Annotated in this window: 27 protein-coding genes; 1 reads left to right on the top strand and 26 read right to left on the bottom strand. The window is 54.5% G+C overall.

Translation table 11 applies throughout. The features are described from left to right. Positions 1-536: 536 nt before the first annotated feature. The 24 genes from HMPREF1141_RS11055 to HMPREF1141_RS11175 form a co-directional block, all read right to left on the bottom strand. Positions 537-1,424 carry a polyprenyl synthetase family protein gene (locus HMPREF1141_RS11055; RefSeq protein WP_009063787.1) on the bottom strand — a complete coding sequence of 296 codons (888 nt, stop codon included), beginning with the start codon at positions 1,422-1,424 and terminating at the stop codon, positions 537-539. Continuing rightward, on the bottom strand, positions 1,421-1,627 hold the full coding sequence (gene xseB, locus HMPREF1141_RS11060; RefSeq protein WP_009064138.1) for an exodeoxyribonuclease VII small subunit: 207 nt from the start codon (positions 1,625-1,627) through the stop codon (positions 1,421-1,423). The genes HMPREF1141_RS11055 and xseB overlap by 4 nt, the downstream gene beginning before the upstream one ends. Next, complete coding sequence (xseA, locus tag HMPREF1141_RS11065) at positions 1,624-2,787, bottom strand: exodeoxyribonuclease VII large subunit (RefSeq protein WP_009063461.1); 1,164 nt, start codon at positions 2,785-2,787, stop codon at positions 1,624-1,626. Before xseA ends, xseB begins: the two co-directional genes overlap by 4 nt. After that, positions 2,784-3,722, bottom strand: coding sequence for a peptidase M22 (locus HMPREF1141_RS11070; protein ID WP_009063794.1), 939 nt, complete (start codon positions 3,720-3,722; stop codon positions 2,784-2,786). Before HMPREF1141_RS11070 ends, xseA begins: the two co-directional genes overlap by 4 nt. Beyond that, entirely contained in the window at positions 3,709-4,137 is a 429-nt protein-coding gene (gene nusB, locus HMPREF1141_RS11075; protein WP_009063633.1) for a transcription antitermination factor NusB, read from the bottom strand. The genes HMPREF1141_RS11070 and nusB overlap by 14 nt, the downstream gene beginning before the upstream one ends. A gap of 420 nt (positions 4,138-4,557) precedes the next feature. Next, complete coding sequence (locus HMPREF1141_RS11080) at positions 4,558-5,145, bottom strand: SpoIIIAH-like family protein (protein WP_009063919.1); 588 nt, start codon at positions 5,143-5,145, stop codon at positions 4,558-4,560. Positions 5,146-5,169: 24 nt separating this feature from the next. Continuing rightward, the gene (locus HMPREF1141_RS11085; RefSeq protein WP_009064269.1) at positions 5,170-5,769 is read right to left on the bottom strand and encodes a stage III sporulation protein AG; all 600 of its coding nucleotides are present in this window, start codon (positions 5,767-5,769) and stop codon (positions 5,170-5,172) included. After that, a complete protein-coding gene (locus tag HMPREF1141_RS11090; RefSeq protein WP_009063779.1) occupies positions 5,756-6,241 on the bottom strand; it encodes a stage III sporulation protein AF in 486 nt (161 codons plus the stop codon). The genes HMPREF1141_RS11085 and HMPREF1141_RS11090 overlap by 14 nt, the downstream gene beginning before the upstream one ends. After that, positions 6,238-7,374, bottom strand: coding sequence for a stage III sporulation protein AE (locus HMPREF1141_RS11095; RefSeq protein WP_009063455.1), 1,137 nt, complete (start codon positions 7,372-7,374; stop codon positions 6,238-6,240). Before HMPREF1141_RS11095 ends, HMPREF1141_RS11090 begins: the two co-directional genes overlap by 4 nt. 3 nt (positions 7,375-7,377) lie before the next feature. Next, on the bottom strand, positions 7,378-7,767 hold the full coding sequence (locus tag HMPREF1141_RS11100) for a SpoIIIAC/SpoIIIAD family protein (RefSeq protein ID WP_009063615.1): 390 nt from the start codon (positions 7,765-7,767) through the stop codon (positions 7,378-7,380). A 5-nt stretch (positions 7,768-7,772) separates the two neighbouring features. Further along, a complete protein-coding gene (gene spoIIIAC, locus HMPREF1141_RS11105; protein WP_009064075.1) occupies positions 7,773-7,967 on the bottom strand; it encodes a stage III sporulation protein AC in 195 nt (64 codons plus the stop codon). Positions 7,968-7,983: 16 nt separating this feature from the next. Beyond that, positions 7,984-8,481, bottom strand: a complete 498-nt coding sequence (locus HMPREF1141_RS11110; protein ID WP_242824592.1) for a stage III sporulation protein AB — start codon at positions 8,479-8,481, stop codon at positions 7,984-7,986. Further along, the gene (locus tag HMPREF1141_RS11115; protein ID WP_009063403.1) at positions 8,411-9,424 is read right to left on the bottom strand and encodes a stage III sporulation protein AA; all 1,014 of its coding nucleotides are present in this window, start codon (positions 9,422-9,424) and stop codon (positions 8,411-8,413) included. The genes HMPREF1141_RS11110 and HMPREF1141_RS11115 overlap by 71 nt, the downstream gene beginning before the upstream one ends. Positions 9,425-9,749: 325 nt before the next feature. Next, entirely contained in the window at positions 9,750-11,747 is a 1,998-nt protein-coding gene (gene ligA / locus HMPREF1141_RS11125; RefSeq protein ID WP_035316923.1) for an NAD-dependent DNA ligase LigA, read from the bottom strand. A gap of 7 nt (positions 11,748-11,754) precedes the next feature. Then, positions 11,755-12,417, bottom strand: coding sequence for a sporulation protein YunB (gene yunB, locus HMPREF1141_RS11130; RefSeq protein WP_155863600.1), 663 nt, complete (start codon positions 12,415-12,417; stop codon positions 11,755-11,757). 235 nt (positions 12,418-12,652) lie between these two features. Beyond that, positions 12,653-14,650 (bottom strand): bifunctional 4-hydroxy-3-methylbut-2-enyl diphosphate reductase/30S ribosomal protein S1, encoded by a 1,998-nt coding sequence (locus tag HMPREF1141_RS11135; protein ID WP_009063846.1) that lies wholly within the window; start codon positions 14,648-14,650, stop codon positions 12,653-12,655. Beyond that, positions 14,647-15,294: a lysophospholipid acyltransferase family protein gene (locus HMPREF1141_RS11140; RefSeq protein WP_009063833.1), complete on the bottom strand. Its 648-nt coding sequence runs from the start codon at positions 15,292-15,294 to the stop codon at positions 14,647-14,649. Before HMPREF1141_RS11140 ends, HMPREF1141_RS11135 begins: the two co-directional genes overlap by 4 nt. 40 nt (positions 15,295-15,334) lie before the next feature. Then, positions 15,335-15,997 (bottom strand): (d)CMP kinase, encoded by a 663-nt coding sequence (gene cmk, locus HMPREF1141_RS11145; RefSeq protein WP_009063961.1) that lies wholly within the window; start codon positions 15,995-15,997, stop codon positions 15,335-15,337. After that, positions 15,994-17,247: an NAD(P)/FAD-dependent oxidoreductase gene (locus HMPREF1141_RS11150; protein WP_009064321.1), complete on the bottom strand. Its 1,254-nt coding sequence runs from the start codon at positions 17,245-17,247 to the stop codon at positions 15,994-15,996. The genes cmk and HMPREF1141_RS11150 overlap by 4 nt, the downstream gene beginning before the upstream one ends. Continuing rightward, positions 17,222-18,115: a MurR/RpiR family transcriptional regulator gene (locus HMPREF1141_RS11155; protein WP_035316925.1), complete on the bottom strand. Its 894-nt coding sequence runs from the start codon at positions 18,113-18,115 to the stop codon at positions 17,222-17,224. Before HMPREF1141_RS11155 ends, HMPREF1141_RS11150 begins: the two co-directional genes overlap by 26 nt. 255 nt (positions 18,116-18,370) lie before the next feature. Continuing rightward, positions 18,371-18,808 carry a GNAT family N-acetyltransferase gene (locus HMPREF1141_RS11160; protein ID WP_009063867.1) on the bottom strand — a complete coding sequence of 146 codons (438 nt, stop codon included), beginning with the start codon at positions 18,806-18,808 and terminating at the stop codon, positions 18,371-18,373. A 224-nt stretch (positions 18,809-19,032) separates the two neighbouring features. Next, a complete protein-coding gene (locus HMPREF1141_RS11165; RefSeq protein WP_009063423.1) occupies positions 19,033-19,575 on the bottom strand; it encodes a hypothetical protein in 543 nt (180 codons plus the stop codon). Continuing rightward, positions 19,566-20,219, bottom strand: coding sequence for a DnaJ domain-containing protein (locus HMPREF1141_RS11170; RefSeq protein ID WP_009063732.1), 654 nt, complete (start codon positions 20,217-20,219; stop codon positions 19,566-19,568). Before HMPREF1141_RS11170 ends, HMPREF1141_RS11165 begins: the two co-directional genes overlap by 10 nt. Further along, positions 20,203-21,102, bottom strand: coding sequence for a DUF5685 family protein (locus HMPREF1141_RS11175; protein ID WP_009064036.1), 900 nt, complete (start codon positions 21,100-21,102; stop codon positions 20,203-20,205). Before HMPREF1141_RS11175 ends, HMPREF1141_RS11170 begins: the two co-directional genes overlap by 17 nt. 258 nt (positions 21,103-21,360) lie before the next feature. On the opposite strand from HMPREF1141_RS11175, the gene HMPREF1141_RS11180 reads away from it, so the two are divergent. Next, positions 21,361-21,648 carry a zinc-ribbon domain containing protein gene (locus HMPREF1141_RS11180; RefSeq protein ID WP_009064155.1) on the top strand — a complete coding sequence of 96 codons (288 nt, stop codon included), beginning with the start codon at positions 21,361-21,363 and terminating at the stop codon, positions 21,646-21,648. A 124-nt stretch (positions 21,649-21,772) separates the two neighbouring features. Here HMPREF1141_RS11180 and HMPREF1141_RS11185 read toward each other — a convergent pair whose 3' ends face one another. Then, on the bottom strand, positions 21,773-23,104 hold the full coding sequence (locus tag HMPREF1141_RS11185; protein WP_347475936.1) for a LysM peptidoglycan-binding domain-containing protein: 1,332 nt from the start codon (positions 23,102-23,104) through the stop codon (positions 21,773-21,775). A 185-nt stretch (positions 23,105-23,289) separates the two neighbouring features. Further along, positions 23,290-26,151: an excinuclease ABC subunit UvrA gene (gene uvrA, locus HMPREF1141_RS11190; protein ID WP_009064348.1), complete on the bottom strand. Its 2,862-nt coding sequence runs from the start codon at positions 26,149-26,151 to the stop codon at positions 23,290-23,292. Positions 26,152-26,198: the final 47 nt, after the last annotated feature.

Raw genomic sequence — 26,198 nt, forward strand, 5'->3', positions numbered from 1 at the left:
CCCGTAATATGCGGCCTAACAATATTATCATACCCTGTCAATTTTGTCAAGATAGGTTGTCCCGATCCACCTGCAATTCTGAAAATAAAAAAACGGGCCTTCCCCCGCCGCAGGCAGGGGTGGAATAACGATTGTGTTTTGTTATTATAACAGGATAACCAGAACCAATTTACAGTTCATTTATAAAAAGCTGTTTTCTGCTCTATACCATCATGCTTCAATGCTCTCTCAGGCGTCGAAAGCTCCGCTTTCGCTTACGCCGTGAGGTTATTATATCATCCCGTTCCCCGCTTTGTTGAGTAAAAACAACCAGACACCTGTTTTTTTCGGGCCGTATGATTCAATGCTCTCTCAGGCGTCGAAAGCTCCGCTTTCGCTTGCGCCGTGAGGTTATTATATCATCCCGTTCCCCGCTCTGTTGAGTAAAAACAGCCAGACACCTGTTTTTTTTTGGACTGGATGATTCAATGCTCTCTCAGGCGTCGAAAGCTCCGCTTTCGCTTACGCCGTGAGGTTATTATAACACAAAATCAGTGTCAGTTCTTTCGGACCGACAGCTCACGGGCCAAATCAGCCAGATAAGCGGTATCGCCGTCAAACTTTGCAAGGGCCGTAACGGCCTCATCGGTCAGCTCGCGCACGGCTTTTTTCGCGCCGTCCAACCCCATGAGGGAAACGTAGGTGCTTTTGTCGTTCAGATCATCGACGCCGACGTTTTTGCCCAGAAGCGTGCTGTCGCCGGTCACATCAAGGATATCGTCCACGATCTGAAACGCCAGCCCCAAAGCCTTGGCATATTCGCGTGCGGCACGAATCTTCTCATTGCCTGCCCCGCCGACGACACAGCCCATTTCCGCCGCAGCCAGAATCAGCGCGCCGGTTTTGCGCTCGTCCATCACGCGCAGCGTGGAAAGCGGAATCTTCTTCCCCTCCGAGGCAAGGTCGATGATCTGCCCGCCCACCATTCCGGTCGCACCTGCCGCACGGGCCAGAACACCGGCCGCCGTGGCTGTTTTCACCGCGCCCGCCGTGCGGATGGTCTGCGGCGAAAGCATCGTTTCAAATGCCAGCGTCAGAAGGGCGTCGCCCGCCAGCAGTGCGGTGGCCTCACCGTACACCCGGTGATTGGTGGGTCGGCCGCGCCGCAGCTCGTCGTCATCCATACAGGGAAGGTCGTCATGGATCAGTGAATAGGTGTGAATCATTTCGATGGCGCAGGCAAACGGCAGCGCCGCCGTGAGACTGCCGCCGCACAGGCGACAGAATTCCAGCGTCAGGATCGGACGAATCCGCTTTCCGCCGGAAAGCAGACTGTATTCCATAGAAGAGAACAATTCCTGCTGCAATTGATCGCCGCCCGGCAAATAGCGGGACAAAGCCTCCTCCAGCATTTCCACATACTGCTCCTGACGCTTCATGCTCATTCCTCTCGCCTTTCTTCCAGCTCAGAAATCTCCTTGATTTTCTGCTCCGCGTTCTGTAATTTCTCATAGCAGAACGAAGCCAGCTTCGTCCCCGATTCAAACAGCTTTAAGGATTCGTCCAACGTGGCCTCTCCGCTTTCCATCCGGTCCACGATCTGCGAAAGCTCCGTCATCGCCGCTTCAAAGGTCATATTTTTTTTCATGGAGTATCCCCCTCCTGCCCAATTTGTTCTTCCCGTACCTCGTTTACGGTACAGGCCAGCCGCCCGTCCTGCACAATCAGGTTCAGCGAATCACCCTGCCGCACCTGTGCTGCCGAGCGGACGGTTTCCCCGTCGGCATCCAGTGCAACGGAATACCCGCGCGCCAGAACCCGCAGCGGACTGAACGCCTGCAGCGAAGCCGAACGCTCCGCCAGACACATGCGCCCGGTTTCCAGATCGCGCTTCATCTTTCCGCTCATGCGGTCGACCAGCCGGTCGATCTGCATGCGGTGCATCTCGATCCCCAGGGATTTCTTCATCCGCAGCATCGAGCCGGAAACATAGGCCATCAGCTCGCGGATATCCGGAACGGCCAGCTCCGCTGCCGCGGACGGGGTCGGCGCACGCAGATCGGCCGCAAAATCGCAGATGGTAAAATCCGTTTCGTGCCCCACGGCAGAGATCACGGGAATCCTGGAATTCGCTACGGCACGCGCCACTATCTCTTCGTTGAACGCCCACAGGTCTTCCATCGAACCGCCACCGCGCCCGACGATCAAAACATCGGCACAATCAAGGCGATTAAAGCGCTCTACCGCCGCGGCGATCTGATCCGCCGCGCCTGCGCCCTGCACCAGCACCGGGCAGAGAATCACCTCCGCCAGCGGAAAGCGCCGTCCCAAAATCTGCTTGATATCCTGTACGGCCGCGCCGGTAGGAGAAGTGACGACTCCCACGGCTTTGGGGTAAGCAGGCAGCGGCTTTTTACGGGAAGCATCGAACAGCCCCTCCGCCGCAAGCCGGGTTTTGAGCTGTTCATAGGCGAGGTTCAGCGCCCCCAGGCCGTCCGGCTGCATATCGTCCACATAGACCTGGTACTGCCCGCTCTGCTCATAGACCGTCACCCGCCCGCGCACGATCACCTTCATGCCATCCTGCGGCAGAAAGCGCAAACGCCGGGCCTGCGCGGCAAACATGACGGCGCGTACCACGCACTGGCTGTCTTTGAGCGAAAAGTACATGTGACCTGATTTATAATGATTGGTAAAGTTTGAAATCTCTCCGGTCAAAAACACGGAGGACAGCATCTGATCGCCGTCCAGCAGGGATTTGATGTACCGGTTGAGCTGAGAAATCGTAAGAACAACAGGAGTATTCATGCCTGTCCCTCCTTTATGGCCGCCAAAATCGCCGCACCCGCCGCGTTGTCTGCGGAAAACTCAGGGGTCGCGAACGATGCGCCCCAGCGCTGTGTCAGCGCCTGCCGAATGATGCTGTTGGACATCACCCCGCCCGCAAACAAAACGGGAAGATCCCCGTATTCTTTCAGCAACGCGCCGCACATGGCGTCGAGCGCCGCGAGCAAAGAGAGCAGGCAGAAACGCGCGATCTCTTCTTTGGGCACACCCTTATCGAGCATGGCGCGGCACTGATTTTCAATCCCGGAAAGCGAGCAGTCGCACCCGCGCATGGTGGGGCGGATTTTGAACTTCGCGTCGCTTTGCAGCGCCAGCCGCTCCAGTTCCGGCCCTGCCGGGAACGAAAGACCCAGCATGACCCCGACGCGGTCAACAGCCTGTCCGCCTTTCAAATCCAGAGAAGAAGCGACGAGCCGGGTCCTGATCAGATGCTCTGCGTCCGGCTCTACCAATACCGCCTCCGTCGTACCGCCCGAAACATGAAACGCAAGAAAGGTCTGCCTCAGCAGTTCCAGCCGACCGGCGGAATACAGCGCCGCCGCAATATGATTTTCCTGATGCGAGCAGGGATACAGCGGAATGCCGAGCGTATCCGCCAGTATTTTCGCAGTGCCAAGCCCCACGGTAAAGCAGGGCATATAGGAGTCCTCCGCCGAACGGGGACGGCTCGAAGCGCCGATGGCCCGAAGAACAGGATGCTGCCGGAGCAAAGGCTCAAGGATTTGCGGCAGCTGCTGCACATGATGAAACACCGCATCGCTCTGGCGCAGGCCGAGCTGGCCTTTCTTCACCGGCAGAAGCCGTTTGGAGTGCGTGACGCTTTGATCCTCCCGGTACAGCGCGGCGGAGGTTGTATAATTGCTCGTATCGATTCCGAGATAGTTACCGTTCTTCATTTGCCGGTTCCAATTCCTTGGCCACAGAGCCGAGAACGCCGTTGATAAACGGTGCGTCGTCCGCTCCGCCGTATTTTTTCGCCAGATCGACCGCCTCGTTGATCGAAACGCTGACGGGGATGCTGTCGACAAACATCATTTCGTAGATCGCTACCCGCAGCAAAGCGAAGGAAACCTTCGAAAGGCGCGTCATCGACCAGCCGCGGATATTCTTTTCGATCTTATCGTCCACCACGGCGTTGTTTTTCTCCACACCGCTGGCGAGCCGCTCCGCAAACTCCGCAATGCGGATCTCCGCCGATTCTTCCGCCGCGTCAATGATCTCCTCAATGGTATTCCGGTTGATCAGCTGCTGGAATACCAGAATAAACGCCTGCTCTCTTTCTTCCCGCCGTGTCATCTTGCCTTTGCTCATAGTTTGTCCTCCAAACGATTTTCTTATTGTCCCCTTATGAGAGAGAAAGGCGTATCTTTCCCCGCCCCTGACAGGGGAAAGATACAAACATCGTAATCCCTTTAAAAAAAATAACCCTCCAGACAGATATGTGGAGGGTTATCAAATCCGTTTTTCATTCCATTGTCAAGCTTCCGCAGGTACGGCAAAAAAAGCCTAGAGGCTCCTCCCGCCGCGGTACTTCATGAAAATGAACCGCACCACTCTTCATGAGTAGTATTATACCATGATTTTAGTGCAGTGCAACTGTTTTTGCGGGAAAACATGGATTCCGGGCAATTTTGTTTGTTCCCGGCGGCAAAATGAGACTCTGCCGCCGGGAAAATGTCTTCACAAAACACACCAAAAGCCGAATCCTTTCCGATTCGGCGCGGTGCTTTCTTATTTTGCCTCCACAATTTTGATCTTGTCATAGGCAACGCCGGACTGACCGCCGATGATGTCTTTGATGGCGATCGCCTCATTGGGCAGAAGACCGTCGGAACGGACGACAACGCTGCATTCCGAATTCTGCAGGAACACCACACAGTCTGAGAAGCCTTTGGCTTTGATCAGGCTTTCAATATTGCTTTCCTGAACGATGTTCTGAGCAATCTCGGCAGCCTTTTCGAGGGATTCCTTCTTCACCGTGTCATTGGTGGAGGCATCCTGCAAAACCTTCTGCAGCATTTCTACCGAAGCATCCCTTGCCTTTTGACGGGAAAGTTTTGCCTCAGTAAAGTATTCATCTACCTTTGCGGCTGTCTCCACCGCCTTTGAGGAAGTGGACGAAGCGGAAGAAGACGTTTCGGGAGTACTGCTGCTGCCCTTACCGTTCACAAGCTGGGCCGCCCCAAGCTCCGCGCCGGAGGTCAATGTATCCGTTGCAATCAGGGGTCCCTCCCCCTGGAACACCCAATTTAAGTACACAGCCGCTCCCAGCGCGACCACCAGGGACGCAAGCACCAGCTGACGTTTACCAATACCCATAAGACAATTCCTCCTGTTTCTTGTTTATTTTGCTTTTATCACGCACACCCGCGCAGAAGAAAGATTGAGCGCAGTGGTCACCGCATCTATGATATCTTTCTGCACCGCCGGCTGATTTCCGCCCTCACATACAACGACTACCCCCTTCACGATCGGCTCGACCTCTGTTACGGCCAGCGCCTGCTGCGAGCCGTCGGCACCTTTGACCAGAATGTACTTGGTTTCGCGGCTGTCATTCTCCTGATTTTTCACGGTAGCGTTCGCCGCCTGATCCTGCGTGCTCTGAGTCGTTTTCTTTTCCTCTGTGGCGTACACATACTGCGTGTTCCGCTCCAGAGTGACAAGCACCTTCACAGAGCCTGCGCCGTTGATATTGCCGATCAGCTCGGTCAGGCTTTTTTCTACCTGCTGCGTGTATTCCTGCGCAGTGGTTTTTGTCGGCTCTTCCTCCGCCTGGGCATTGGTTGCCTTGGAATCGTGATTTTGAAAGATTCCCGACAAAAAAATCAGGGCGATCCCGGCAAACCCCAGGATCAGAATCACCTTACGCCAAATGTCGTTTTCCGCGAGCTTTTGAATCCAGGATACGCTCTCTTTTCTGTCTTCTTTTTCACGAGCCGCCATCGGCCGTCACCTCCGTTGTTAATCCCAATTCCTGCTCAAGCAGCTTTTTTGTTTCCTGAAGCTTTCCCGATTCCCTCTGGTCAAGGCTGACAAACACTTTAGTAATTGATATGCGGCCGTCCTCGTTTGTATCCATATTCAGCGCAACATTTTTGCACTGAATTCCCTTCTCGGAAAGCGTTGCGATGACCACGGTGCGAACGGCGGCCTGTGCCGCCTCTGCCGTCTGCTGGTTCACCGTGTCCTGATACTGCTGGTTCGGTGCCGCAGCGCCCTCCCCCTGCGCGAAGGCCTGCACATCGAACTGCTGTACCAGACGCCCCACCGGCAAGAGGATGCTGCAGATGATGAACGCTCCGATCACGAGCCGTGTCACCTTTTCCATGCTGCCGGTCGGCATCAGATACTGCAAAATCCCCGCGGCCAGCGCCGCCAGAACAATCACCGAGGACCATTCCCGTACACCGCTCATGTCACCGCACCCCCCATCGCCATCATCAACACCGTAGAGATCATCAAAATGACAAAGCAACACAGAATGATCGAGAGAAGGATCTGTATCACCTTCATGGAAGACCGCAGCAGGGTGGTGATTTCTTTCAGCTCAAAAATATCTCCTGCCGCCGCGCAGGCGGTCAGGGTCAAAAGCCAAATGAGGCATTCGAGCGCCGCGGGCAGAAAAATGGCCCCTGTAGCCAGAAGTCCGAACGCCCCCACTCCCGATTTGAGCAGCTTTACGCTGCTCTGCACACTGCCGATCGCATCGCTGAGCGCGCTGCCTACCACCGGCACGAAGGCGCTTACCATAAAGCGAACGGTTTTGGCGCCCGCGCCGTCCGCTGCCGAGGATACCACCGTCTGCATCGTGAGCAGACCTGAAAAGATCGTCATACAGAAGGTGAGCACCCATTTTACGGTTTTGCTGAACAAATCGCATAGCCCGCCGAGATTCATTGCGGGGGATACGGCGGATACCACCGAAAACGCCAGAAAAATATTGAGTAAAGGTACCAGCACCGTAGAAGCAATGACCGAAATTACGTTGCCCGCACCGAGCATCAACAGGTTGTATGACCCGGCGGAAATCGTCTGCCCGCCCGCAATCATGATCCCGGTGAGAATCGGGATGCTGGCCAGCAGGAATCCGGCGGCCCCCTTGATGACAAACGCCACGTTTTCAATGCACGTAACGATCGGCTGAATGACCACTGTGCAGATACAAAGGGTGCCGACCATACCGATCACGCCGCTCAGCGGGCGATCGCCAAAACTCAGCTTCATCCCGTTCATCAGGGCGCAGAGCAGAATGACCGCCAATACCGACAACAGCGCCCGCACGGGAGCCGCACTCTGCTGGAGCGCCGATGACCCGATCTGCTCAAAGATCGTCTCCGGCGTCAGGTTCAGGATGCTCTGCCAGTCCGGCGAAGAGATACCCAGGCTGTCCATCCATTCCCGTGTCTCTTCCGGCAGTTCGTCGGGCAGGTCGGCCGCACCGCTGTCTTCATACTGCTGGCGGTACAGCTCATCCTGCGAGACGGACTGCGCATGCACGGGAATCGTAAACAGAAAAAGCAAAAAAACAATGCAGATCACTTTTTTCACAGTCTACCCTCCTATCAGCGCGAGCGCCGTAGAAGCAATTTTTTCAAACAGTGGCAGCGCCAGTATTACAATAGAGATCTTTCCGGCCAGCTCAACCTTTGAGGCCAGCGCGCTTTCTCCCGCGTCCCGGCAGGAATCCGCCGCAAACTGAGCCAGAAAGCAGATGCCCAGTGTCTTGAACAGGATGATGCCATATTCCGTTGGCATCTGCGCGGCGGTGAGCAAGCTGTTGATCTGGCGGATCGCCGGGACGATATTCGCTAAAATCTGAACCAGAATAATGACGCCTGCCGTGATGCTGACGACCACCGCGTATTCCTGATTGTACCGGCGCAGCATCACGGCAATCACGGCGGAAACAAGGGCCAGTCCGGCAATTCCAATCACATTCATGGCTGCTATAACCCAAAGATGGATTTGATCGTTTTAAACAGAATATCAATCTGCTCGATCACCATCATCAATACCACAATCAGTCCCGCCAGGGTCGTCATCATCGCCTGCTCCTCGCGCCCCGAGCGAATCAGCAGCTGGTTGAGCACAGCCACAATAATGCCGATCGCCGCGATTTTAAAAATCAAATCCACATCCATTTTTGCTTCCTCCGTTTTAACTCAGCAGGAGTGCCGCCGCGATTCCGCCGAACAGCCCCAGCATAAAATACAGCTTTGCTTTTTTGTCTCTTTCTTCTCTCGCATGGGTCAGAGCACTGCTGATGAAACCCAGATACAGCTGGCAGTGCGCAAGCTGGCCCTCTGTATCGCTTGCGCCGAATCCCAGTCCGAAGTCCCGTATGTATTCCAAATCCTGGCGGTTCATCCCGGTCGTCAGCAGGCCGTCATCCATGCCGTGCTCCCACGCCCGCGGAAAGCTCTCTCCTTTTCGGCAGTACTCGGCGCATAGGACCAGAAACCGCTGGTTTTTTCCGTGCTTTTCAATGATCCGCTCCACCGGCATACCGGAATAGCGGATCTCTTCTCTGGTAAGACATAGAAAGGAGTAGAAAGCTTCCAGCTCCCTCACCCTGCCGCCCAGCTTACGCGATTCCATATAGCCCGCCAGAATACAGGCCGCCATGATCGACAGGATCCCGATTAATTTGACCAAGAAGCTCACCCACCTTGTAAATTCCTTTGATTTTCCCGGGCCGGGCCGCACAGTCCAGCAGAACCACGGTACGAAACGCCCCGGTTTCCATCAGCCGGCGTATCTGGCGGCGGCGAAGAAGCTCCCCCGCAGAGGCCGCGTGCACGCTGACGATCAGTGAAACACCCGCATTGACCACCTCTTCCACAGCGGCGGTTTCGCGCTCGCTCCCCAGCTCGTCGCAGAGGATCACCTCGGGCGAAAGAGAGCGGATGGCCTGCAGGATTCCCTGGCTTTTGGGGTAGCCGTCCAGAATATCGCAGCAGCAGCCAAGATCGTTCTGGGCATCGCCCCGGTAAACGCCTGCCAGCTCGCCGCGTTCGTCGACCACTGTGATTTTCCGGGGAGGCAGCGTCCCTCCCCCGGCCAGCTGGCGCGCCAAATCGCGAAGAATCGTTGTTTTGCCCGTGGAGGGCGCCCCCGCCAGAAGAACGCCCTGCACGATCTCCTCCCCAACCAGAGACAGAACCTCATCTGCCGCGCCGGAGATTTGTCTTGCGACACGGATATTAAAGGAAGAAATGTCCCGCAGCCCTGCAACCTGTCCCTGATCCAGAACGGCTGTGCCGCAGATGCCCACCCTGTGCCCCCCTCGGATGGTGAGAAAACCGTTCCGGATTTCGTTCTGATGCGTATACACGGAATGGCTGCACAGGCTGCGGAACGTCTCCTCCATATCCTCCCGGAATACGGGAATCCCCTCCTCCGGCTTGCGGCTGATTCCGTTCCCTGTCACAAAAAAGCTTTGAACCCCATTAAAAATAGAAAGCGGCAGATTCACCCGCATGCGGATTTCCTGCACAGATTCCTGAATATGCTCCGGCAGCTCCATGAGTACGGGTCTGAGCCGCTGGCAGACCGGCTGTATCGCCGTAGTAAACGAATTGGTATTGCTCTGATTCATGTTACTTGTCCTCCCTTTGCTACCATAAATATGGACAAAGCCCATAGATTAGAACAAAAAAATGAGAGGAAGAAAAATTCCAACACGAGCGCACTTCGACAAATCCATGCAAAAATCCCCTGATTATCAGGCGGAAAATTCAGCCCCCGGCTTCTCCCGCCAAAGGCGGAAAGAAACGATCCATTCCCGGGTACAGACAGCATCTATGATCCGAACAAACGGGAAAGAAAAGTCAGATTTCAGCGAGAGAGCGCTTCGACAGAAAAGCTCAAAAAAAATCCCCCTGAAGAAATTCAGGGGGATGATCATTTGAGTCGGGAGCGGCTTATTCCTCCGCTTTCGAATCTTCCAGCAGTTTGAGGAACTCTTCTTCGCTCAGAATCGGAACATTGAGCTGCTGCGCTTTTGTCAGCTTGCTTCCGGCATCCTCACCGGCGATCACATAGCCGGTCTTTTTGGAAACGGAAGAGGAGGTTTTGCCGCCGTAGCGTTCCACCAGCTCGGAGGCTTCCTGGCGGGTCAGCGTAGGCAGCGTGCCGGTGAGCACAAAGGTCTTGCCGGCCAGGCGCAAATCCTGCGCGGTGCTTTGCGCCGTCATGTTCACTCCGGCCTCTTTCAGGCGGGAAATCAGATGTGCCGTACCGGCAAGGTCAAAATAGGCGCGCACGCTCTTCGCCATGATCGGCCCGAAGCCCTCGATGGCCGCAAGCTCTTCTTCGGAGGCGGCGATGAGCTTCTCCATCGTATGGAAATGACCGGCCAGCAGCTTTGCGGCTTTCAGGCCCGCGTGGGGAATGCCCATGGCGTAGATCAGGCGGTACAGGTCGTTCTGCCGCGAGCGTTCGACCGCAGCCGCAAGGTTCTGTGCGGATTTTTCGCCCATCCGTTCCATCTCCCGCACCTGCTCCATCGGCAGAAAGTAAAGGTCTGCGGGCGAAGCAATCAGCCCTTTCGCGACGAGCTGCTCCAGCACCGCCGGGCCAAGGCCATCCATATCCATGGCGTCGCGGCTCGTAAAATGAATCAGATGGCGCAAAAGCTGTGCGGGACATTCCGGATTCGTACAGCGCGTCGCCGCCTCGTTTTCGTCGCGCACGGCGGGACTGCCGCACGCGGGACAAATCTGCGGAATCCGGTACGGCTCGCTGTCCGGTTCGTGAGAAACCACCGACACGACTTCGGGAATGATATCCCCCGCTTTGCGCAGGATGACGGTATCGCCGACACGGATGTCTTTTTCGGTGATAAAGTCCTGATTGTGCAGCGTAGCCCGGCTGACGGTGGTGCCCGCCAGCGTAACCGGCTCAAACAAACCGGTAGGCGTCAGAACACCTGTTCGCCCCACGTTGATTTCGATACTGAGCAGCTTTGTCGGCTTTTCCTCCGGCGGGTATTTAAACGCCTGCGCCCATTTGGGGAATTTAGAGGTGCTGCCGAGCAGCTGCCGCTGCGCGAAGGAATTCACCTTCACCACGGCACCGTCGATGGAATACTCGAGGGAGCCGCGCATTTCACCGATTTCCCGGATGGCCTCGAGCACCTGCTCAAGGGTCTGGCATTTGCGGTAAAACGGCGTGGCAGGGAGCCCCAGCTTTTTCAGGTACTCGAGCGATTCGTCGTGATAAGAGAGCTCCGCGCCCTGAATCTGCTGCACGTTAAACAGGAAAATATCCAGCTTTCTCTGGGCCGCAATGCGCGGATCCTTTTGCCGGAGAGAGCCTGCCGCCGCGTTGCGGGGGTTCTTAAACGTTTTTTCCTGATTCAGCTCCTGCTTGGTGCAAAGCTCTTCAAAGACGCTGTGCGCCATATAGACCTCGCCGCGCACCTCCAGAAACTCCGGGCCGTCTTTCAGGCGCTTCGGTATGCTGCGAATGGTGCGGATATTCTCTGTGACATCCTCGCCCACCAGACCGTCGCCGCGCGTGGAGCCGCGCTCATAAACGCCGTTCCGGTATTCCAGGGCGACGGAAAGCCCATCGAACTTCGGCTCCACAATATAGACCGGGTCCGGCACTACAGCGCGCACCCGCCGATCAAAATCCGCCATCTCCTCCTCGGAGAAGGCGTCCTGCAAGCTTTCCAGCGGAACAGTATGAACCACCGGCGCAAACTGATTCATGCCCCTGGCTCCAACTTTCTGCGTGGGGGAATCCGGCGTAATCAGCTCGGGGTACTCCTCCTCCAAATCTTCCAGGCAGCGGTACAGGCGGTCGTATTCGTAATCTTCTATTTCAGGAGCATCCTGCTCGTAGTATTTCTGATTGTGGTACTGTATTTCCTGCCGCAGTCTGGCGGCTTCTTCCTTTGCTTTGATTGCATCCATATCTGTTTTATCCTCCCAAGTAGAGCTGCGGTACATCCCCAACAATGACGGTTTCTGCAACCAGCACGCTGGTAGTCACATCCGTTGCGGTATGAAGTCCCGGAATAAAGGAATAGATTTCGGTATGTAGTTCCAGGTAAATCTGGTGACGGGTCTGGTTGATGCCCGCCGATTCAAAGCTGGTCTTAAAGTCGGATTCCACATTCCCCTTGAGCGTAACGACCAGCGGAACATCCGGGCCGCGTCCGTGCAGCAGGCGGCTGCCCAAAAGGGTACCCAGCGGAACACTCGTATTGATTTTGCCCCCATGCAGATTCTTCTGAACCGTATCGGTGATTTTTGCCTTAATCTCGTTTGCTTTTGCCATATTGGTGGTGATCGTCTGCACTTTACCGTCGGCATCTCTCTGCAAATTGATCAGATCGTCATACGTTATGTTATCCGCATTCAGCTCTTTCAATACGCTTTCGTTGATCGCCGTTACCGCAGTCTGCCGCGCGGAATTTACTGTGAGGGATTCCACCGCAGGCACCAGCTGCATATCCAAAAAGATGCCGGCAGCCAGAACCCCGAGAAAAAACACCAGAAGTTTCGGGACGGCAGGGCCGTTCCGTTTTTTCTCCCCGCGGTAAGGCGTGTTGATGGGACAATATTTATGCCAGCGCTTCATCATGGTTCCCCCCTATCGTGCATCCGTTCGATCGTACTGCGTTTTAGAAAGAACCTTTGCATTCTTCCCAATCGAAGGCGGGAAGAATCACTGTTTTCACATAAGGTCACTTAATAAAGCGATCGACTAACTATATAATACACAGGGGTATTTCCATTGGTGAATTATTTCTGCAAAAAGGGCACAAAGACGCATAGCCTCTTTGTGCCCCCAATTCATTCAATTGCAGATGGGATTATTCCTCGTCGGCCGGTTTGTCTTCCGCTACGGGAGCCTCTTCCGCTGTTTCAGCGGCCTGCTCTTCCAGATATGCACGGATCGACAGGCTGACACGATGCTTGTCAAAATCGATGTCGGTGATCTTCGCCTTTACCTTGTCGCCGTTTTTCAGCGCATCCTGCGGCTTCTCGATTCTGTGGTCAGCAATCTGAGAAATGTGGATGAGGCCGTCGATGCCGGGAATGATCCTGGCGAAGGCGCCGAAGGTGGTCAGGCCAACAACCTGTACCTCAACGGTGGTGCCTACGGGGTAATCCTTCTTCAGGATCTCCCACGGATTGTCCTCGTCCTTCTTGTAGCCCAGAGAAATCTTGCCCTTCTCTTTGTCGAGGCCCTTGATGTATACCTTGATGGTATCGCCCACATTCACAACCTCGGACGGATGCTTGATGCGATTCCAGGACAGCTCGGAGATGTGAACCATTCCGTCGATGCCGCCCAGGTCAACAAACGCGCCGTAAGCGGTCAGGGACTTGACAACACCGGTGAACTCTTTGCCTTCCTCGGCGGTTTCCCAGAACTTGTCGGCCAGCTCTTTTCTCTCATCCTTCAGTACGGAACGGATGGAGCCCACCGCACGGCGGCGCTGACGGTTCACTTCGATAATGCGGAATTTGACTTCCTTCTTCAGCAGAGCATCCAGCGGATCATTCCGGGAGGCAGTAGCCTGAGACGCAGGGATAAACACACGCACGCCGTTGGTTACAGCGATCACACCGCCCTTGATAACCTCTGTGACAACACCGGTGAGAACTGTTTCGTTTTCTTCCGCCTCGGAAATGGTCTCCCAGCCCTTCACAGCATCCAGGCGCTTTTTGGAGAGCATGATGGTGCCCTCCTGGTCGTTGGTGCGCATAATGAGCAGATCGAGCTCGTCGCCGATCTTTACCAGATCCTCCGTTTTTGCGTTCGGATCTGCAGAAAGCTCAGACAGCGGCACAAAGCCAGCCTGCTTGCGTCCAACATCCACGTAAATCTCATTGGGAGCAATACCGACAACAACGCCACGTACCTTCTCATCTGTATTTAAACTTTTCAAAGATTCTTCGAGCATCTCCTCAAAGTTAGATTCAGCAGACTCCTGCTCCGTGAGACCCGCGCCTTCAATAATTTCTGTCATGGTATCAAGTACCTCCTTTATTATGCTTGCGGGTGTAGAGGCACCCGCAGTAATACCGATAGAAACGGCCTTTTTCACGGCCTGCGAAGGGATTTCCTCCGCCTTTTCAATCAAGTAAGTAGTGCAACTCTGCGCACAGACATCCCTAAGCTTGGCCGTGTTGGAGCTGTGCCGCCCCCCGATAACCAGCATCAAATCAGATTTTTGAGCAAGATCTGATGCTTCGGACTGCCTTTGAACAGTTGCATTACATATTGTAGCAAAAACGTCCGCATTTGTACATACCTTTTTTAGGATTTGCAAACAATTTCCCCATTCCTCCAGACTAAAAGTTGTCTGGGCAATGACGCAGACTTTCTGATTGGAAAATTCAGGGTGTTTTTCCAGCAAATCCCTAAGCTCCGCGGCGTTTCGAAACACGTACGGCGCCGCGGCGCAATACCCGATCACGCCTTCGATTTCGGGGTGCGAAGCATCGCCCGCGATCAGTACGGTCTGCCCTGCTTCACACGCACGGGAAACGATTTTGTGAATCTTGCGCACAAACGGGCACGTCGCATCCGCGCACTCAAGCCCGCGGCCGGAAATATCTTCCTGCACCGCACGCGCAACCCCGTGAGAACGGATCACCAGCGTGCCGTCCGGCGGAACCTCTGCCGGAGTGTCGACGATGCGGACGCCGCGCTCCTCCAGCTCCTGCACGATCTGGGGATTATGGATGATCGGGCCGAGGGTGTAAACCTGCTTTCCCTCGTCGAGCAGACGGAATACCATCTGAACCGCGCGATCTACGCCAAAGCAGAAACCGGCGGACTTTGCAACATGGATCGTCATTGGGGCTCCTCCCCTTTCAGGGCTTTCGGAACCAGCGCGGGATCGCGCAGCTCCATGATTCTACTCATCACCAGACGGCTTGCCTGGCGGTATTCGGAACCGGAGCCCTTTTCAATCTGCAATTGCTCGGGCATGATCAGCGGGCCACAGACAACGTCTACCCGGTGGAACAGCTTCGGGAAAATGCCCTTTCTGCCGGTAATACACACCGGCAGAATCGGCGTATTGTTCTGAAACGCCAGCATCACGGCCCCGGATTTTGGCTGCAAGAACGCGCCGTCCTTTGACCGTGTGCCCTCAATGAAAATGCCGACCACCTGTTCCTCCTGCAGTAGCTCCTGTGCGCGGTTGATCGCGGAAGAATCCCCTTTGCCGCGATTGACGGCGAAAGCTCCTACTTTTCGGAACAGACTGCCGAGCAGCGGATTTTTGAACAGCTCCATTTTCGCCATAAAGTTGACCTGCCTCTTACCCGCGACCGCGGTTAAAAGAATCGGGTCCTTAAAAGTGAGATGGTTGCAGCAAACGATGACTCTGCCCGACTTCGGCATGTTTTCGGCATTCATGATCCGGTACGGCATGAACAGCCGGAAAAAAACAAGCGCAGCCGATTTACAAAATACATAAAGCGCCGATCGCTTCATGATAAAACTTCCTTTCCTTGCGGTAATTCGCCGGGTGCGGTCAGGATAAACGTTCCCGAATCACAGTCAGCATACGATCTACCGACTGCTCCAGCGTATTACCGGTGGTATCCACCAGAACGGCATCCGGGGCCTGCACCAGCGGGGCGATCGCGCGGGTCGAATCCTGCTCGTCGCGCTTTTTCACGTCTGCAAGCACCGTATCAAAGTCGGCGCTCCCCTTTTCGAGCAGCTCTTTCCAGCGCCGCCGGGCCCGCTCTTCCAGCGAAGCGGTAAGAAAAATTTTCACCTGCGCGTGCGGCAGCACCACGGTTCCAATGTCCCGGCCATCCATAACGACGTCGTTCTGCTCCGCGATATCCCTCTGCAAAGACAGCAAAAACTCCCGAACCTGCGGAATCGCCGAAACCTTGGAGGAAGCGGCCGCTACCTCCGGCGTGCGGATGGATTCCGACACATTTTCAGCGCCCAGAAGCACCTGCTGCTCCCCCCCGACATATCGCAGGGAAACCTCAACTGCTTCGAGCTGCGGGATCACTTCCTCCGGCGATGCCGGATTCTTCCCCGCCCGCAGCATATGAAGGGCAATCGCGCGGTACAGTGCGCCCGTATCTACATACACATATCCGAGCTCCTGCGCAACGCGGCGTGCAATCGTACTTTTCCCCGCGCCGGCAGGACCATCGATGGCAATTGAAATCATCCTTGTTCCTCCTTTGCGGCCTGCGCCGCCAGCCGCCCTGTGGCAAAGGCAATCTGTAAATTGAAGCCCCCGGTGTAAGCGTCCACATCCAAAACCTCACCCGCAAAATACAGCCCATGAATCAGCTTGGATCCCATGGTTTTGGGGTTGATTTCTTTGACATTCACGCCGCCGGAAGTGACGATCGCCTCTTCGATGGGCCGAAAACCCTGAATGTTTACGGAAAACCCTTTGAGCAGCGCGGCAAAGTCCCGGCGCTGTTCGCGGGTGATGGCATTGCACTTTGTTTCGGGAGGAATTCCCGACCGTTCCACCAGAACGGGAATCATTTTACGGGGCAGCAGCGCCCCCAGCGAATTGATAAAATCCTTATTGCTGTTCTGTTCCAGATCGCGCTGGAGTCTTGCGTCCAGCTTCTCGGGCGACAGCGCCGGTTTTAAATCGATCTCGAGCCGGTATACCCCGGGCTCCATACGGCGCATGTGGCTGCTGGCGCTCAGCACCACCGGGCCGGAAAGACCGAAATGCGTAAAGAGCAGCTCGCCGAAATCCTCATAGATCAGCTTCTGCCGCTCATAGACCCGAACGGCGGCATTTTTCAGAGCAAGGCCCTGCATCTGCGCACAGTCTCCCCCCTGCTCGACCAATGGAACCAGAGAAGGACGCAGCGGCAGTACGCTATGCCCGGCCTGGCGCGCCAGGCGGTACCCATCCCCGGTGGAGCCGGTTCCGGGGTAGGACGCTCCGCCGCAGGCAACAATCACTTTCTGGGCAAGCAGCTCCATGCCGTCACGCAGAACGACGCCGTGAACGCCGTCTTCGTCGATGAGGAGCTTTCGGGCTTCTGCCTGCAAAATCTTCACATGATTTTCCTTCAGAAAACGTGTCAGCGCATCGATGACATCGCCAGCGCGGTCCGACTGCGGGAAAACCCGCTGGCCCCGTTCCGTTTTCAGCGGTACGCCAAGGCCCTCAAAAAAAGCCATGGTATCCTGCGGAGCGAACCGGGAAACAGCGCCGTATAAAAAACGGGAGTTGGTCGGCACGGCAGCGATCACATCCTGCACAGAGCAGTTGTTGGTCAGGTTGCACCGGCCTTTTCCGGTGATGCCAAGCTTTCTGCCAAGGCGCGCGTTTTTCTCTACCAGAATCACGCTCAGGCCGAGTTCGGCAGCGGTCCCCGCCGCCATCATTCCAGCCGCGCCGCCCCCGATGATGATCAGATCAGCCTTGTGGTTTGTTTGTGTCAACGTTTTTTTCATCCACCTTTTCGTATACACCGTATTCGTCCCAGATATGCTCCAGGCTGTGCAGAATCTCGGTTACTTCTTCTTTTTTCTTCATCGTGACCATAACGATCAGCGCGTTGATCAGGCTCAGCGGCGCCGCGATCGCATCCACAAAGGAAGCCATGTTGCTGCGGGCCAGCAGCAGATACCCCGCAGGCTCTGCAAGTGGCGACAGGGGGCTGTCCGTAATGGCGATCACCTTGGCCCCGCGGTCCGACGCAAAATGCATTGCCTTGACCGCACGCTTGGAATACCGCGGGAAGCTGATGCCGATGACGGTGTCCGCTTCATTGACCCGGATCATTTTTTCAAAAATTTCCGCTTCGCTGGTAATATTCACCAATTGTACATTTTCTAAAATCAAACCAAAATAATAGGACAAAAAAGTCGCAAGCGCCAAAGAACTGCCGGCCCCCAAAATGTAGATTTTGCGGGAATCCGCGATCGCATCCACCGCGGCGTAAAAATCTTTGCGGGAGGTTTCCTCCAGCGTCCGGCGAATCATGTCGATGTCCTGATTCATCACAGACGAAAGGACATCCGAACTCCCCATGTTATTGACGGTGACCTCGATCCGCTGCACCGACGTCAGACGGCTGCGGATCATCTCCTGCATGGCCTGCTGCAGCTCGGGGTATCCGCTGTATCCAATCTCTGTTGCAAAGCGCACAACCGTGGATTCGCTGACCCCCACCGTAGCACCCAGCCGCGAGGCTGTCATATAGGCTACTTTGTCGTAATGCTCCAATATATATTTGGCGATCAACTTCTGCCCCTTGGAAAATTCAGGCATGTTGTTGAGGATCCTGGCTGTGAGTTGACTATTCATAATCGTGTATTCCTCCACTCATTCTGCCCCTGCGATTTTTTGATTCGTTTTGCAGGAAGGCGCAACTCTTTTATTCATATTAAGGCCTGAGCCTGCAAAAATCAAGAGAAAAATAGGAAATTTAACAGAAAAAACGGTTTATTTTTGCAGGAACAATTCATTTTCCATGCAATTAAATATTCTCAAAAGAAAAAATTCGCCGGATTGGCGGACTTCTATCAAAGGAGGAACGGACAGGCGAAAATATCCCGTAAATTAAGCGTCCTTTACCATTTGGAGATAATCCAGAACCTCGTAACCGAGTCTTTGATACAGCCGAATGGCATTCTCATTCTGTTTTCTGGCCTCGAGACGGAAGCGCTTGGCCGACGGATACTCCTGTTCCAAAAACTCAAAAAATTGATGGCCGTATCCCATCCCTCTGCATGCCTCGCTGAGATAAACCTCTTCAATCAAAACCACCAGGCCGCCGGCCTCATTGGAATAAGTGAACGACAAAAGCGCATATCCCGCGGGTTTTCCCTCCTCTTCCATCATAAGCGCGCGCAGGAAGGGGGATTTCTCCATTGCGGCGGCAAAGGTCGCCTCAAAGTGTTGAGGGTCAACGCTGTGCGCCACCGCATCTGATGAATAAAAGTCCTTTACCATAGATAAAAACACGTTTCTATCGTCCAAACGCAAGTCACGAATCATATTTATTTTCCTCCTTATCATAATCAGTTCCCTGTATCATGATCAAAAGTAACATCCTCCTCCTATCAAAAGATCGATATTTTATTTTCTCCCCCGCTGAAGGCGGAGGAGAAAATAAAGAAAAGATACTTTTACTTTTGAAATAGAAGAATATGTATTATTTTCATATCAGCCATAACGGAAAAAGGCAAACGGCAAAAAACCGTCCGCCTCAATTTTTGATCTTACTTTTGGCGAAGCCACTGCTGTGCCAGACGATGAAACCGCTTATAGTATTCCACCACCAGGCCGGACAGGGTATAATCATACAAAGCGAATACCACGTTGCCTGCTGCCAAAAAAGCCAGCGGAGTGGCACCGCCAAACACTAAAAAGCTATCTCTTGGAATACCCAGAACAAATACCGCAATGAAAAATCCGGCGACCATCGCCAGATTGAACGCTGCAAATTTCAAAACCCAGGAAAGAATCCGCGACAGGCGCTCCACCAAAGCTTTGAGGATCGGATAATACCCAAAAAACAAAACAAACAGTACGACCGCTTCCTTATCTGCCGAAAACAGCAGGGAAAGGATACTGACTACAACGTAAACCGGCCAGGCCCATCGGGTTCCCAGCTCGATTACGATCACCATGCCGGGCAAGCCGGCCAGCGCGGTCAGCGCGTAGGTAGAAATCGGGATCAGCCCGGTCAGAAACATCAGAACCGCAGACAACGCAGCCGCTACGCCGCAGAACGCCACCTGTGCACTTCTGTTCAGCAGCATGGAATCAGATCCCCACCCATACATTCACAACAGGAATCCGCGCAAAGCAGACCCATGCAGGTATCGCACGAGCTGCATCCGCCGGCGCCATACGATGTGTTGTACCCGCCATACATGCCGCCGCGCTGATTCATGGACTGATTGAGCGCCGCACGGTATTCCAGATTATTCGGATCCATCTGGCAGGCACGGGTGAAATGGTTGTGCGCTTCCTCCAGCCAGCCGCGCTGGTAGAGGATCGAGCCCTTCAGGAAATACCACTCCGCGTTTCTGCTGCCCAGCGGCACTCCATTCAGGATCTGCTCCGCATCGGCAATGCGCCCCGCCATAATCAGGTTGCGCACATCGCGGAAGCTGGAATTCGCCGCGCTGCCGTAGCTGTTCTGGTAGCTGCCGGAACCGGCCGTACCGCCATACCCGGCGGAATACTGCGCTCCGCCGTTACTCTTATTATTGCGACGCTGGCTCATGACCTCGTCATAAGCCTCGTTGATTTCTTTCATCTTTTCACCGGCCAGATCTGCGATCGGGCTGCCGGCATAATTATCCGGGTGATATTTTTTCGCCAGCTCCCGGTAAGCGGCCTTTATCTGTTCATCCGTCGCCGCAGGAGAAACCCCAAGTATTTTATACGGATCCGACATTGCTTTTCCCCTTTTCCATTTTCAGCATAAATTCTTTTTGCATCTGCGGCAGGCCAAGACAAACGATATTGTTCAGAATCGGGGCGAACTGCCCCAAATCCAAAAGCCGGAACGCGGCGATCGCCTGAGATACCGTCATATTCAGTACCTGATTGCACCGGTCAGCCGCTTCCTGTAGCTGCTCCTGCGTGCTCTCTGCCGTCAGCCCGTAATCCCGAATAAACGGATTAAACGCGTTTTGTTTTAAATCCTTCGGAATATCGTCGGCGGCGTCCATCAGGTAGACCCATCTGCCCAAAAAATACCCAAACTGTTCGAGAATGCGAAATTCCGGCGTATCCTGCTCAGCCAGTTGCGAAAACACTCCGGAGAGCATTTTTGCGGTCGGCTCCGCACAGGCATCCAGCGGCGGCGATTCCTGCTGCTCGGTTTGCTCTTGCAGCTGCATCGCATCGGCCACCGCCTGCTCCAAACCGGGGTAATCCCGCGCCGCCTTTTTATGCGCGCGCACAGACAGCGGAAAGAGCAGCACGGCACGAAGCCTGGATTTTAAGCCGGGGTCTTTGAGATCATCCCTCAGCTTATAGTATGTCATAATGACGGATAGTGCCGACGCAAACACCAGTTCGGGATATTCCCCTTCACAGAACGGGCATTTTTTCGTTGGATTGAACGTGCACCGGCCCTGCGCCATTTTACAGGGGCGCTCCGAGCGGGCCATCATCAGCATCGCCAAAAATGTACAATCATAGCTTAGGGTAAATCTGGACAAAATGCCATAGCTTTTGCCCAGCTGTTTGCACAGGGAGCAATAAACACCCTTGTACTGTTCATATTCCCGGACAAGCAGTTCGGATTTTTGAGGCTTGATATAACCGAACACAACATTCTCCTAACACTCAGCTTGTACGTTTTATTCTACTATATTTTAAGCGTATCGTTAATTAATAATCTGTAAATTTTTTCACTTCTGTCGAAAAGCGTCGATTTTATTCGGTACAGCAAGGGATATTCTAGAAAATTTTTACAAAAACATTCAGGGAATTTGCCGTAAACTGATTGACAAACTCTGCCGATTCCCATATAATGAATTCAATGCCCGCCAAAACAGGGTATAAATTAAACAAAACGAGGTATCTCAATGTACGAAGACAAAATTTTGATTTGCAAAGACTGCGGCGCAGAATTCGAATTCACCGCCGGCGAGCAGGAGTTTTACGCGGAAAAAGGATTCACCAATGAGCCCCAGCGCTGCAAAGCCTGCCGTTCAAACCGCAAAAATTCCAGAGGGGATTCTTCTTCCGAAAGAGCCCCGAGAGAGATGTATACGGCTGTATGCGCATCTTGCGGCGCAACCTGCAAGGTTCCTTTCCAGCCCCGCGACGAGCGTCCTGTATACTGCAGCGATTGCTTTGCGAACAGAAGATAACAATTGAATTTCGGTCTCATCGTATTGATGAAACGGCCGGTTCCATATCGTTACTTTTCAATCTCTAACAATAAAATGCGCCAAACGCGCGGGAATTCCCGCCGTTTCGGCGCATTTTTTGCGTTTACCCCTGAAAGGCGCGGATGCGGTACAGGGCATTGAGCACCAGCCAGTTTTGCGGGAACGGGCGCATCAGGTTCCAGTACCCGATCCCGAGAAAACCGAATTCCGTTACAAGCGCGAGCTTTGCCCGGATGCTCCGGGCATCCTCAAACCAAACCTCGTGCAGCTCGCCGCTGGTATTGGTGTATTGAAAATGCGGGGATTGCGCCGTTTCATCGTATAAAATCTCCGCGTTGTATTCCCTTGCCAGACGCACCGCCTCCACATTGGAAATCGACTGCGCCCTTGTCGTCCCCCGTACATACGGCAGCGGCCAGTCGTAGCCGTAGTTCGGCATTCCCATGTAAATTTTATTCCGCGCAATCTGCGTGACCGCATAGTTCAGAACCGCACGGATATTCGGGATCGGCGCAACCGCCATCGGCGGGCCATAGGTATAGCCCCACTCGTAGGTCATGAGCAGAACGCCGTTGGCCGCCGCTCCCAGTCCCCCGTAATCATGCCCCTGATACAAAAGCCCCGGCTGATCACTCGAGGTTTTCGGGGCAAGGGCCACGATCACCTCATACCCTTCCGGATTCAGCTTCTGCGTGGCGTTGCGGATAAAGGCCGTATATTTGTCGCGATCCTCGACATAAATGAATTCAAAGTCGACATCCAGCCCTTTATAATTTTTCTGCCGCAGGTTGATTAAAATATTATCTAACAGGCGGTTCTGCACCTGCATGTCGTTCAGCGCGCGGTGCGCGAGCTCGTTGCTGAAGCCCCCTTCTTCCGTTAAGGTAGACAGATGCATCAGCGGGGCGACGCCGTACTGCAGCGCAATATCGATCAGCGCTTCGTCATCCAGCGGAACCAGGTCGCCGTTAAAGGTAAACCCGTAGGTAAAAGGCGTCATGTAGGTCATAAACGGCATTGTCTGCCGGAACAGCGTCCGGTCGACAAACGGATACGCATAGCCGTTGACCGACATATCCCCCAGCCGCTGCTGCTCGTAGGAGATCACCAGCCGCTCCCCAGGGCGCAGAACAGGCAGCGCGCCCAGCTTCGTGTTATTGCGGTACAGCTCGTTGATCGTGATGCCGTACTGCTGGGTAATCGAATACACCGTATCGCCGGCTTCCACAATATGAACCCGGCGCGGGAACAGAATCACGATTGTCTGGCCCGGTACGAGGCGATTCGGCTCATCCAGCTCGTTATACTGAATCACATCCCGCGCGGACACCCCGTACATGGCCGCGATCGAATACACCGTTTCCCCCGGTCTGACCACATGAATCGTCATTGTCACCGCTCCTCTGCTTTTATCGCCAAATAACAAAACAAACATTTCTTCCCCACCGAAGGCGGGGAAGAAATCCATGCTGTTTCAAATATATGCAGTGAAAAGAGAGCACATTCGTAAAACCGGGACAACGGTTATTTTTTGCATAAAGCGCTGTCATGCTTTGCATGACAGCGCTTTACTAAAATATTGATATTACCGAAAGCCGCACCAAAAGGCAAAGGTCACAGCTACGCACCCTGAACGTAGCTTTCTCGGCGGCTCATATCGCGCTCCAGTGCGATTTTTAAATACTGGCCGGTATAGGAGTCTTTGATTTCGGCTACCTGCTCGGGTGTACCCTCGGCCACCAGCGTGCCGCCGCGGTCGCCGCCCTCCGGGCCAAGGTCGATAATATGATCGGCTGTTTTGATCAGGTCAAGGTTGTGCTCGATGACGAGAACCGTGTTGCCGGTATCCACCAGCTTTTGCAGCACATCGATCAGCCGGTGAACGTCCGCGATGTGCAGGCCGGTCGTCGGTTCATCCAAAATATAAATCGTGCGCCCAGTCGGTCGTTTGGACAGCTCTGTCGCAAGCTTGACCCGCTGGGCCTCACCGCCGGAAAGCGTGGTGGCCGGCTGGCCGATCTTGATATACCCAAGGCCAACATCATAAAGCGTTTGCAACTTGCGCTGGATTTTCGGGATGCTGGAGAAAAACTCGAGCCCCTCCTCCACCGTCATTTCCAGCACGTCGTATATATTCTTGCCCTTATAGCGGATTTCCAGCGTTTCGCGATTGTAGCGTCTGCCCTTGCAGACATCACAGGGAACGTAAACATCCGGCAGAAAGTGCATTTCGATTTTCAGAATGCCGTCGCCCTGGCACGCTTCGCACCGGCCGCCCTTCACATTAAACGAAAAACGTCCCGATGTAAAGCCCCTCAGCTTTGCGTCCTGCGTGGAGGCGAACAGCTCGCGGATATCGGTGAACACGCCGGTATAGGTAGCGGGGTTCGAGCGCGGCGTACGCCCAATCGGCGCCTGATTGATCTCGATCACCTTATCGAGCTCTTCCACACCCAAAATATCTTTATGTGCGCCGGGCCTTGTCTTTGCTCCATTGAGCTGGGCCGCGAGCGATTTATACAGAATTTCGTTGATCAAAGAGGATTTGCCGGAACCCGAAACGCCGGTAACGCACACAAATTCACCCAGAGGAATCTTCACCGTCAGGTTTTTCAGGTTATTCTGGGTGGCACCTACAATCTTCAGCTGCTTCCCGTTGCCGGAACGGCGGACCTCCGGTATCTCGATGCGTTTGATTCCGCTGAGGTACTGCCCGGTAATGGACTCCTTGCAGTTGACGATCTCTTTGGCCGGGCCGTTATAAATCACATAGCCGCCGTGAACGCCCGCGCCGGGGCCGATATCTACAATATGGTCCGCCGCGAGCATCGTTTCCTCGTCATGCTCCACGACCAGCACCGTATTCCCGATATCACGCAGATGCTTCAGTGTGTTCAGCAGCTTATCGTTATCCCGCTGGTGCAGGCCGATGCTCGGTTCATCCAGAATATACAGAACGCCCATCAAAGACGAACCGATCTGGGTCGCTAAACGGATGCGCTGGCTTTCGCCGCCGGAGAGCGTTCCCGCGGAGCGCGACAGCGTCAGGTATTCAAGTCCAACGCTCTGCAAAAAGCCCAGGCGGCTCTTGATTTCTTTCAGAATCGCCTTGGCAATCATGCTTTCGCGGGGCGTCAGCTCGAGCCGGTCTAAAAACGCAAGCGCTTCCGATACCGATTTCTCGCAGAAATCGCTGATGTTCACGTCGCCCACCGTCACCGCCAGGCTGGCTGCGGAAAGGCGTTTGCCGTGGCACTCGTCGCACGGGATGGCGCTCATGTAGGATTCGATTTCTTCCTTAATCCAGCTGCTCTGCGTATCGCGGAAGCGGCGCTCAAGGTTATTGATGATGCCCTCAAAGTCGGTCTTATATTTTCCGTAGCCGTATTCGCTCGTGCGCTCCAGCTCAATCTTCTCCCCTTTGGTACCATACAGGAGAATATCGATGATCTCCGGAGGGAGCTCACCCAAAGGCGTATCGAGCGAAAAGCCGTAATGCTTTGCAAGACCGTTCATGTACATTGTGGCGATGCTACTGCCCTCCATCGCCCAGCCGCTGCCCTTCAGGCCGCCCTTGCTGATGGACAGGCGCTTATCCGGGATAATCAGATCCGGGTCGATCTTCATAAACACACCGAGGCCGGTGCACTTGGGGCACGCGCCCGCCGGGTTATTAAAGGAGAACATGCGGGGAGTCAGCTCCTCGATGCTCGCCCCATGCTCCGGGCAGGCATAATTCTGCGAAAAGAGCAGGTCTTCCCCATCCACCACGCTGATGATCATCAGGCCATCGGCCAGAGAAGACGCGGTTTCTGCGGAATCGGACAAACGGGAACGGATGTCGGGGCGGATGACCAGACGATCGACCACGATGTCGATCGAATGCTTCTTGTTCTTTTCGAGCTTAATGGTTTCGGAGAGATCGTACAGGATACCGTCCACCCGAACGCGGACAAAGCCGCCGCGGCGAGCTGCTTCCAGCTCCTTGACGTGCTCGCCCTTGCGCGCGCGGATGACCGGAGCCATCACCTGGATTTTCGTGCCCTCCGGCAGGGAAAGCACCCTGTCGACAATCTGGTCGATCGTCTGCTGCTTGATCTCCCGGCCGCAGACCGGGCAGTGCGGAATGCCGATTCGGGCATACAGCAGGCGCAGGTAATCGTAAATTTCGGTTACGGTTCCCACTGTGGAACGCGGGTTTTTCGAGGTGGTTTTCTGATCGATGGAAATCGCCGGGGACAGACCTTCAATGTAGTCCACGTCCGGCTTGTCCAGCTGCCCCAAAAACTGGCGGGCATAGGACGAAAGCGATTCCACATAGCGGCGCTGACCCTCGGCGTAAATCGTATCAAACGCAAGGGAGGATTTTCCGGAACCGGAAAGGCCGGTGAGAACCACCAGCTCGTCGCGCGGAATCTCAATATCGATGTTCTTCAGGTTGTGCTCTCTGGCGCCTTTGACCAGAATGTTTTTAGCCGTCATACTGTATAAATCCTCCGAAGCCAGATTGAATCCGTTTTGATTGGACA

It is taken from the genome of Clostridium sp. MSTE9, from assembly GCF_000277625.1.
GTDB lineage: Bacteria > Bacillota > Clostridia > Oscillospirales > Acutalibacteraceae > Faecalispora > Faecalispora jeddahensis.

Coding starts and splice junctions, on each gene's coding strand:
- HMPREF1141_RS11055 (WP_009063787.1), bottom strand. CDS start 1,424: ATGAGCATGAAGCGTCAGGAGCAGTATGTGGAAATGCTGGAGGAGGCT.
- xseB (WP_009064138.1), bottom strand. CDS start 1,627: ATGAAAAAAAATATGACCTTTGAAGCGGCGATGACGGAGCTTTCGCAG.
- xseA (WP_009063461.1), bottom strand. CDS start 2,787: ATGAATACTCCTGTTGTTCTTACGATTTCTCAGCTCAACCGGTACATC.
- HMPREF1141_RS11070 (WP_009063794.1), bottom strand. CDS start 3,722: ATGAAGAACGGTAACTATCTCGGAATCGATACGAGCAATTATACAACC.
- nusB (WP_009063633.1), bottom strand. CDS start 4,137: ATGAGCAAAGGCAAGATGACACGGCGGGAAGAAAGAGAGCAGGCGTTT.
- HMPREF1141_RS11080 (WP_009063919.1), bottom strand. CDS start 5,145: ATGGGTATTGGTAAACGTCAGCTGGTGCTTGCGTCCCTGGTGGTCGCG.
- HMPREF1141_RS11085 (WP_009064269.1), bottom strand. CDS start 5,769: ATGGCGGCTCGTGAAAAAGAAGACAGAAAAGAGAGCGTATCCTGGATT.
- HMPREF1141_RS11090 (WP_009063779.1), bottom strand. CDS start 6,241: ATGAGCGGTGTACGGGAATGGTCCTCGGTGATTGTTCTGGCGGCGCTG.
- HMPREF1141_RS11100 (WP_009063615.1), bottom strand. CDS start 7,767: ATGAATGTGATTGGAATTGCCGGACTGGCCCTTGTTTCCGCCGTGATT.
- spoIIIAC (WP_009064075.1), bottom strand. CDS start 7,967: ATGGATGTGGATTTGATTTTTAAAATCGCGGCGATCGGCATTATTGTG.
- HMPREF1141_RS11115 (WP_009063403.1), bottom strand. CDS start 9,424: ATGAATCAGAGCAATACCAATTCGTTTACTACGGCGATACAGCCGGTC.
- ligA (WP_035316923.1), bottom strand. CDS start 11,747: ATGGATGCAATCAAAGCAAAGGAAGAAGCCGCCAGACTGCGGCAGGAA.
- yunB (WP_155863600.1), bottom strand. CDS start 12,417: ATGAAGCGCTGGCATAAATATTGTCCCATCAACACGCCTTACCGCGGG.
- HMPREF1141_RS11135 (WP_009063846.1), bottom strand. CDS start 14,650: ATGACGATCCATGTTGCAAAGTCCGCCGGTTTCTGCTTTGGCGTAGAT.
- HMPREF1141_RS11140 (WP_009063833.1), bottom strand. CDS start 15,294: ATGAAGCGATCGGCGCTTTATGTATTTTGTAAATCGGCTGCGCTTGTT.
- cmk (WP_009063961.1), bottom strand. CDS start 15,997: ATGATTTCAATTGCCATCGATGGTCCTGCCGGCGCGGGGAAAAGTACG.
- HMPREF1141_RS11155 (WP_035316925.1), bottom strand. CDS start 18,115: ATGAATAGTCAACTCACAGCCAGGATCCTCAACAACATGCCTGAATTT.
- HMPREF1141_RS11160 (WP_009063867.1), bottom strand. CDS start 18,808: ATGATTCGTGACTTGCGTTTGGACGATAGAAACGTGTTTTTATCTATG.
- HMPREF1141_RS11165 (WP_009063423.1), bottom strand. CDS start 19,575: ATGCTGCTGAACAGAAGTGCACAGGTGGCGTTCTGCGGCGTAGCGGCT.
- HMPREF1141_RS11170 (WP_009063732.1), bottom strand. CDS start 20,219: ATGTCGGATCCGTATAAAATACTTGGGGTTTCTCCTGCGGCGACGGAT.
- HMPREF1141_RS11180 (WP_009064155.1), top strand. CDS start 21,361: ATGTACGAAGACAAAATTTTGATTTGCAAAGACTGCGGCGCAGAATTC.
- HMPREF1141_RS11185 (WP_347475936.1), bottom strand. CDS start 23,104: ATGTTTGTTTTGTTATTTGGCGATAAAAGCAGAGGAGCGGTGACAATG.
- uvrA (WP_009064348.1), bottom strand. CDS start 26,151: ATGACGGCTAAAAACATTCTGGTCAAAGGCGCCAGAGAGCACAACCTG.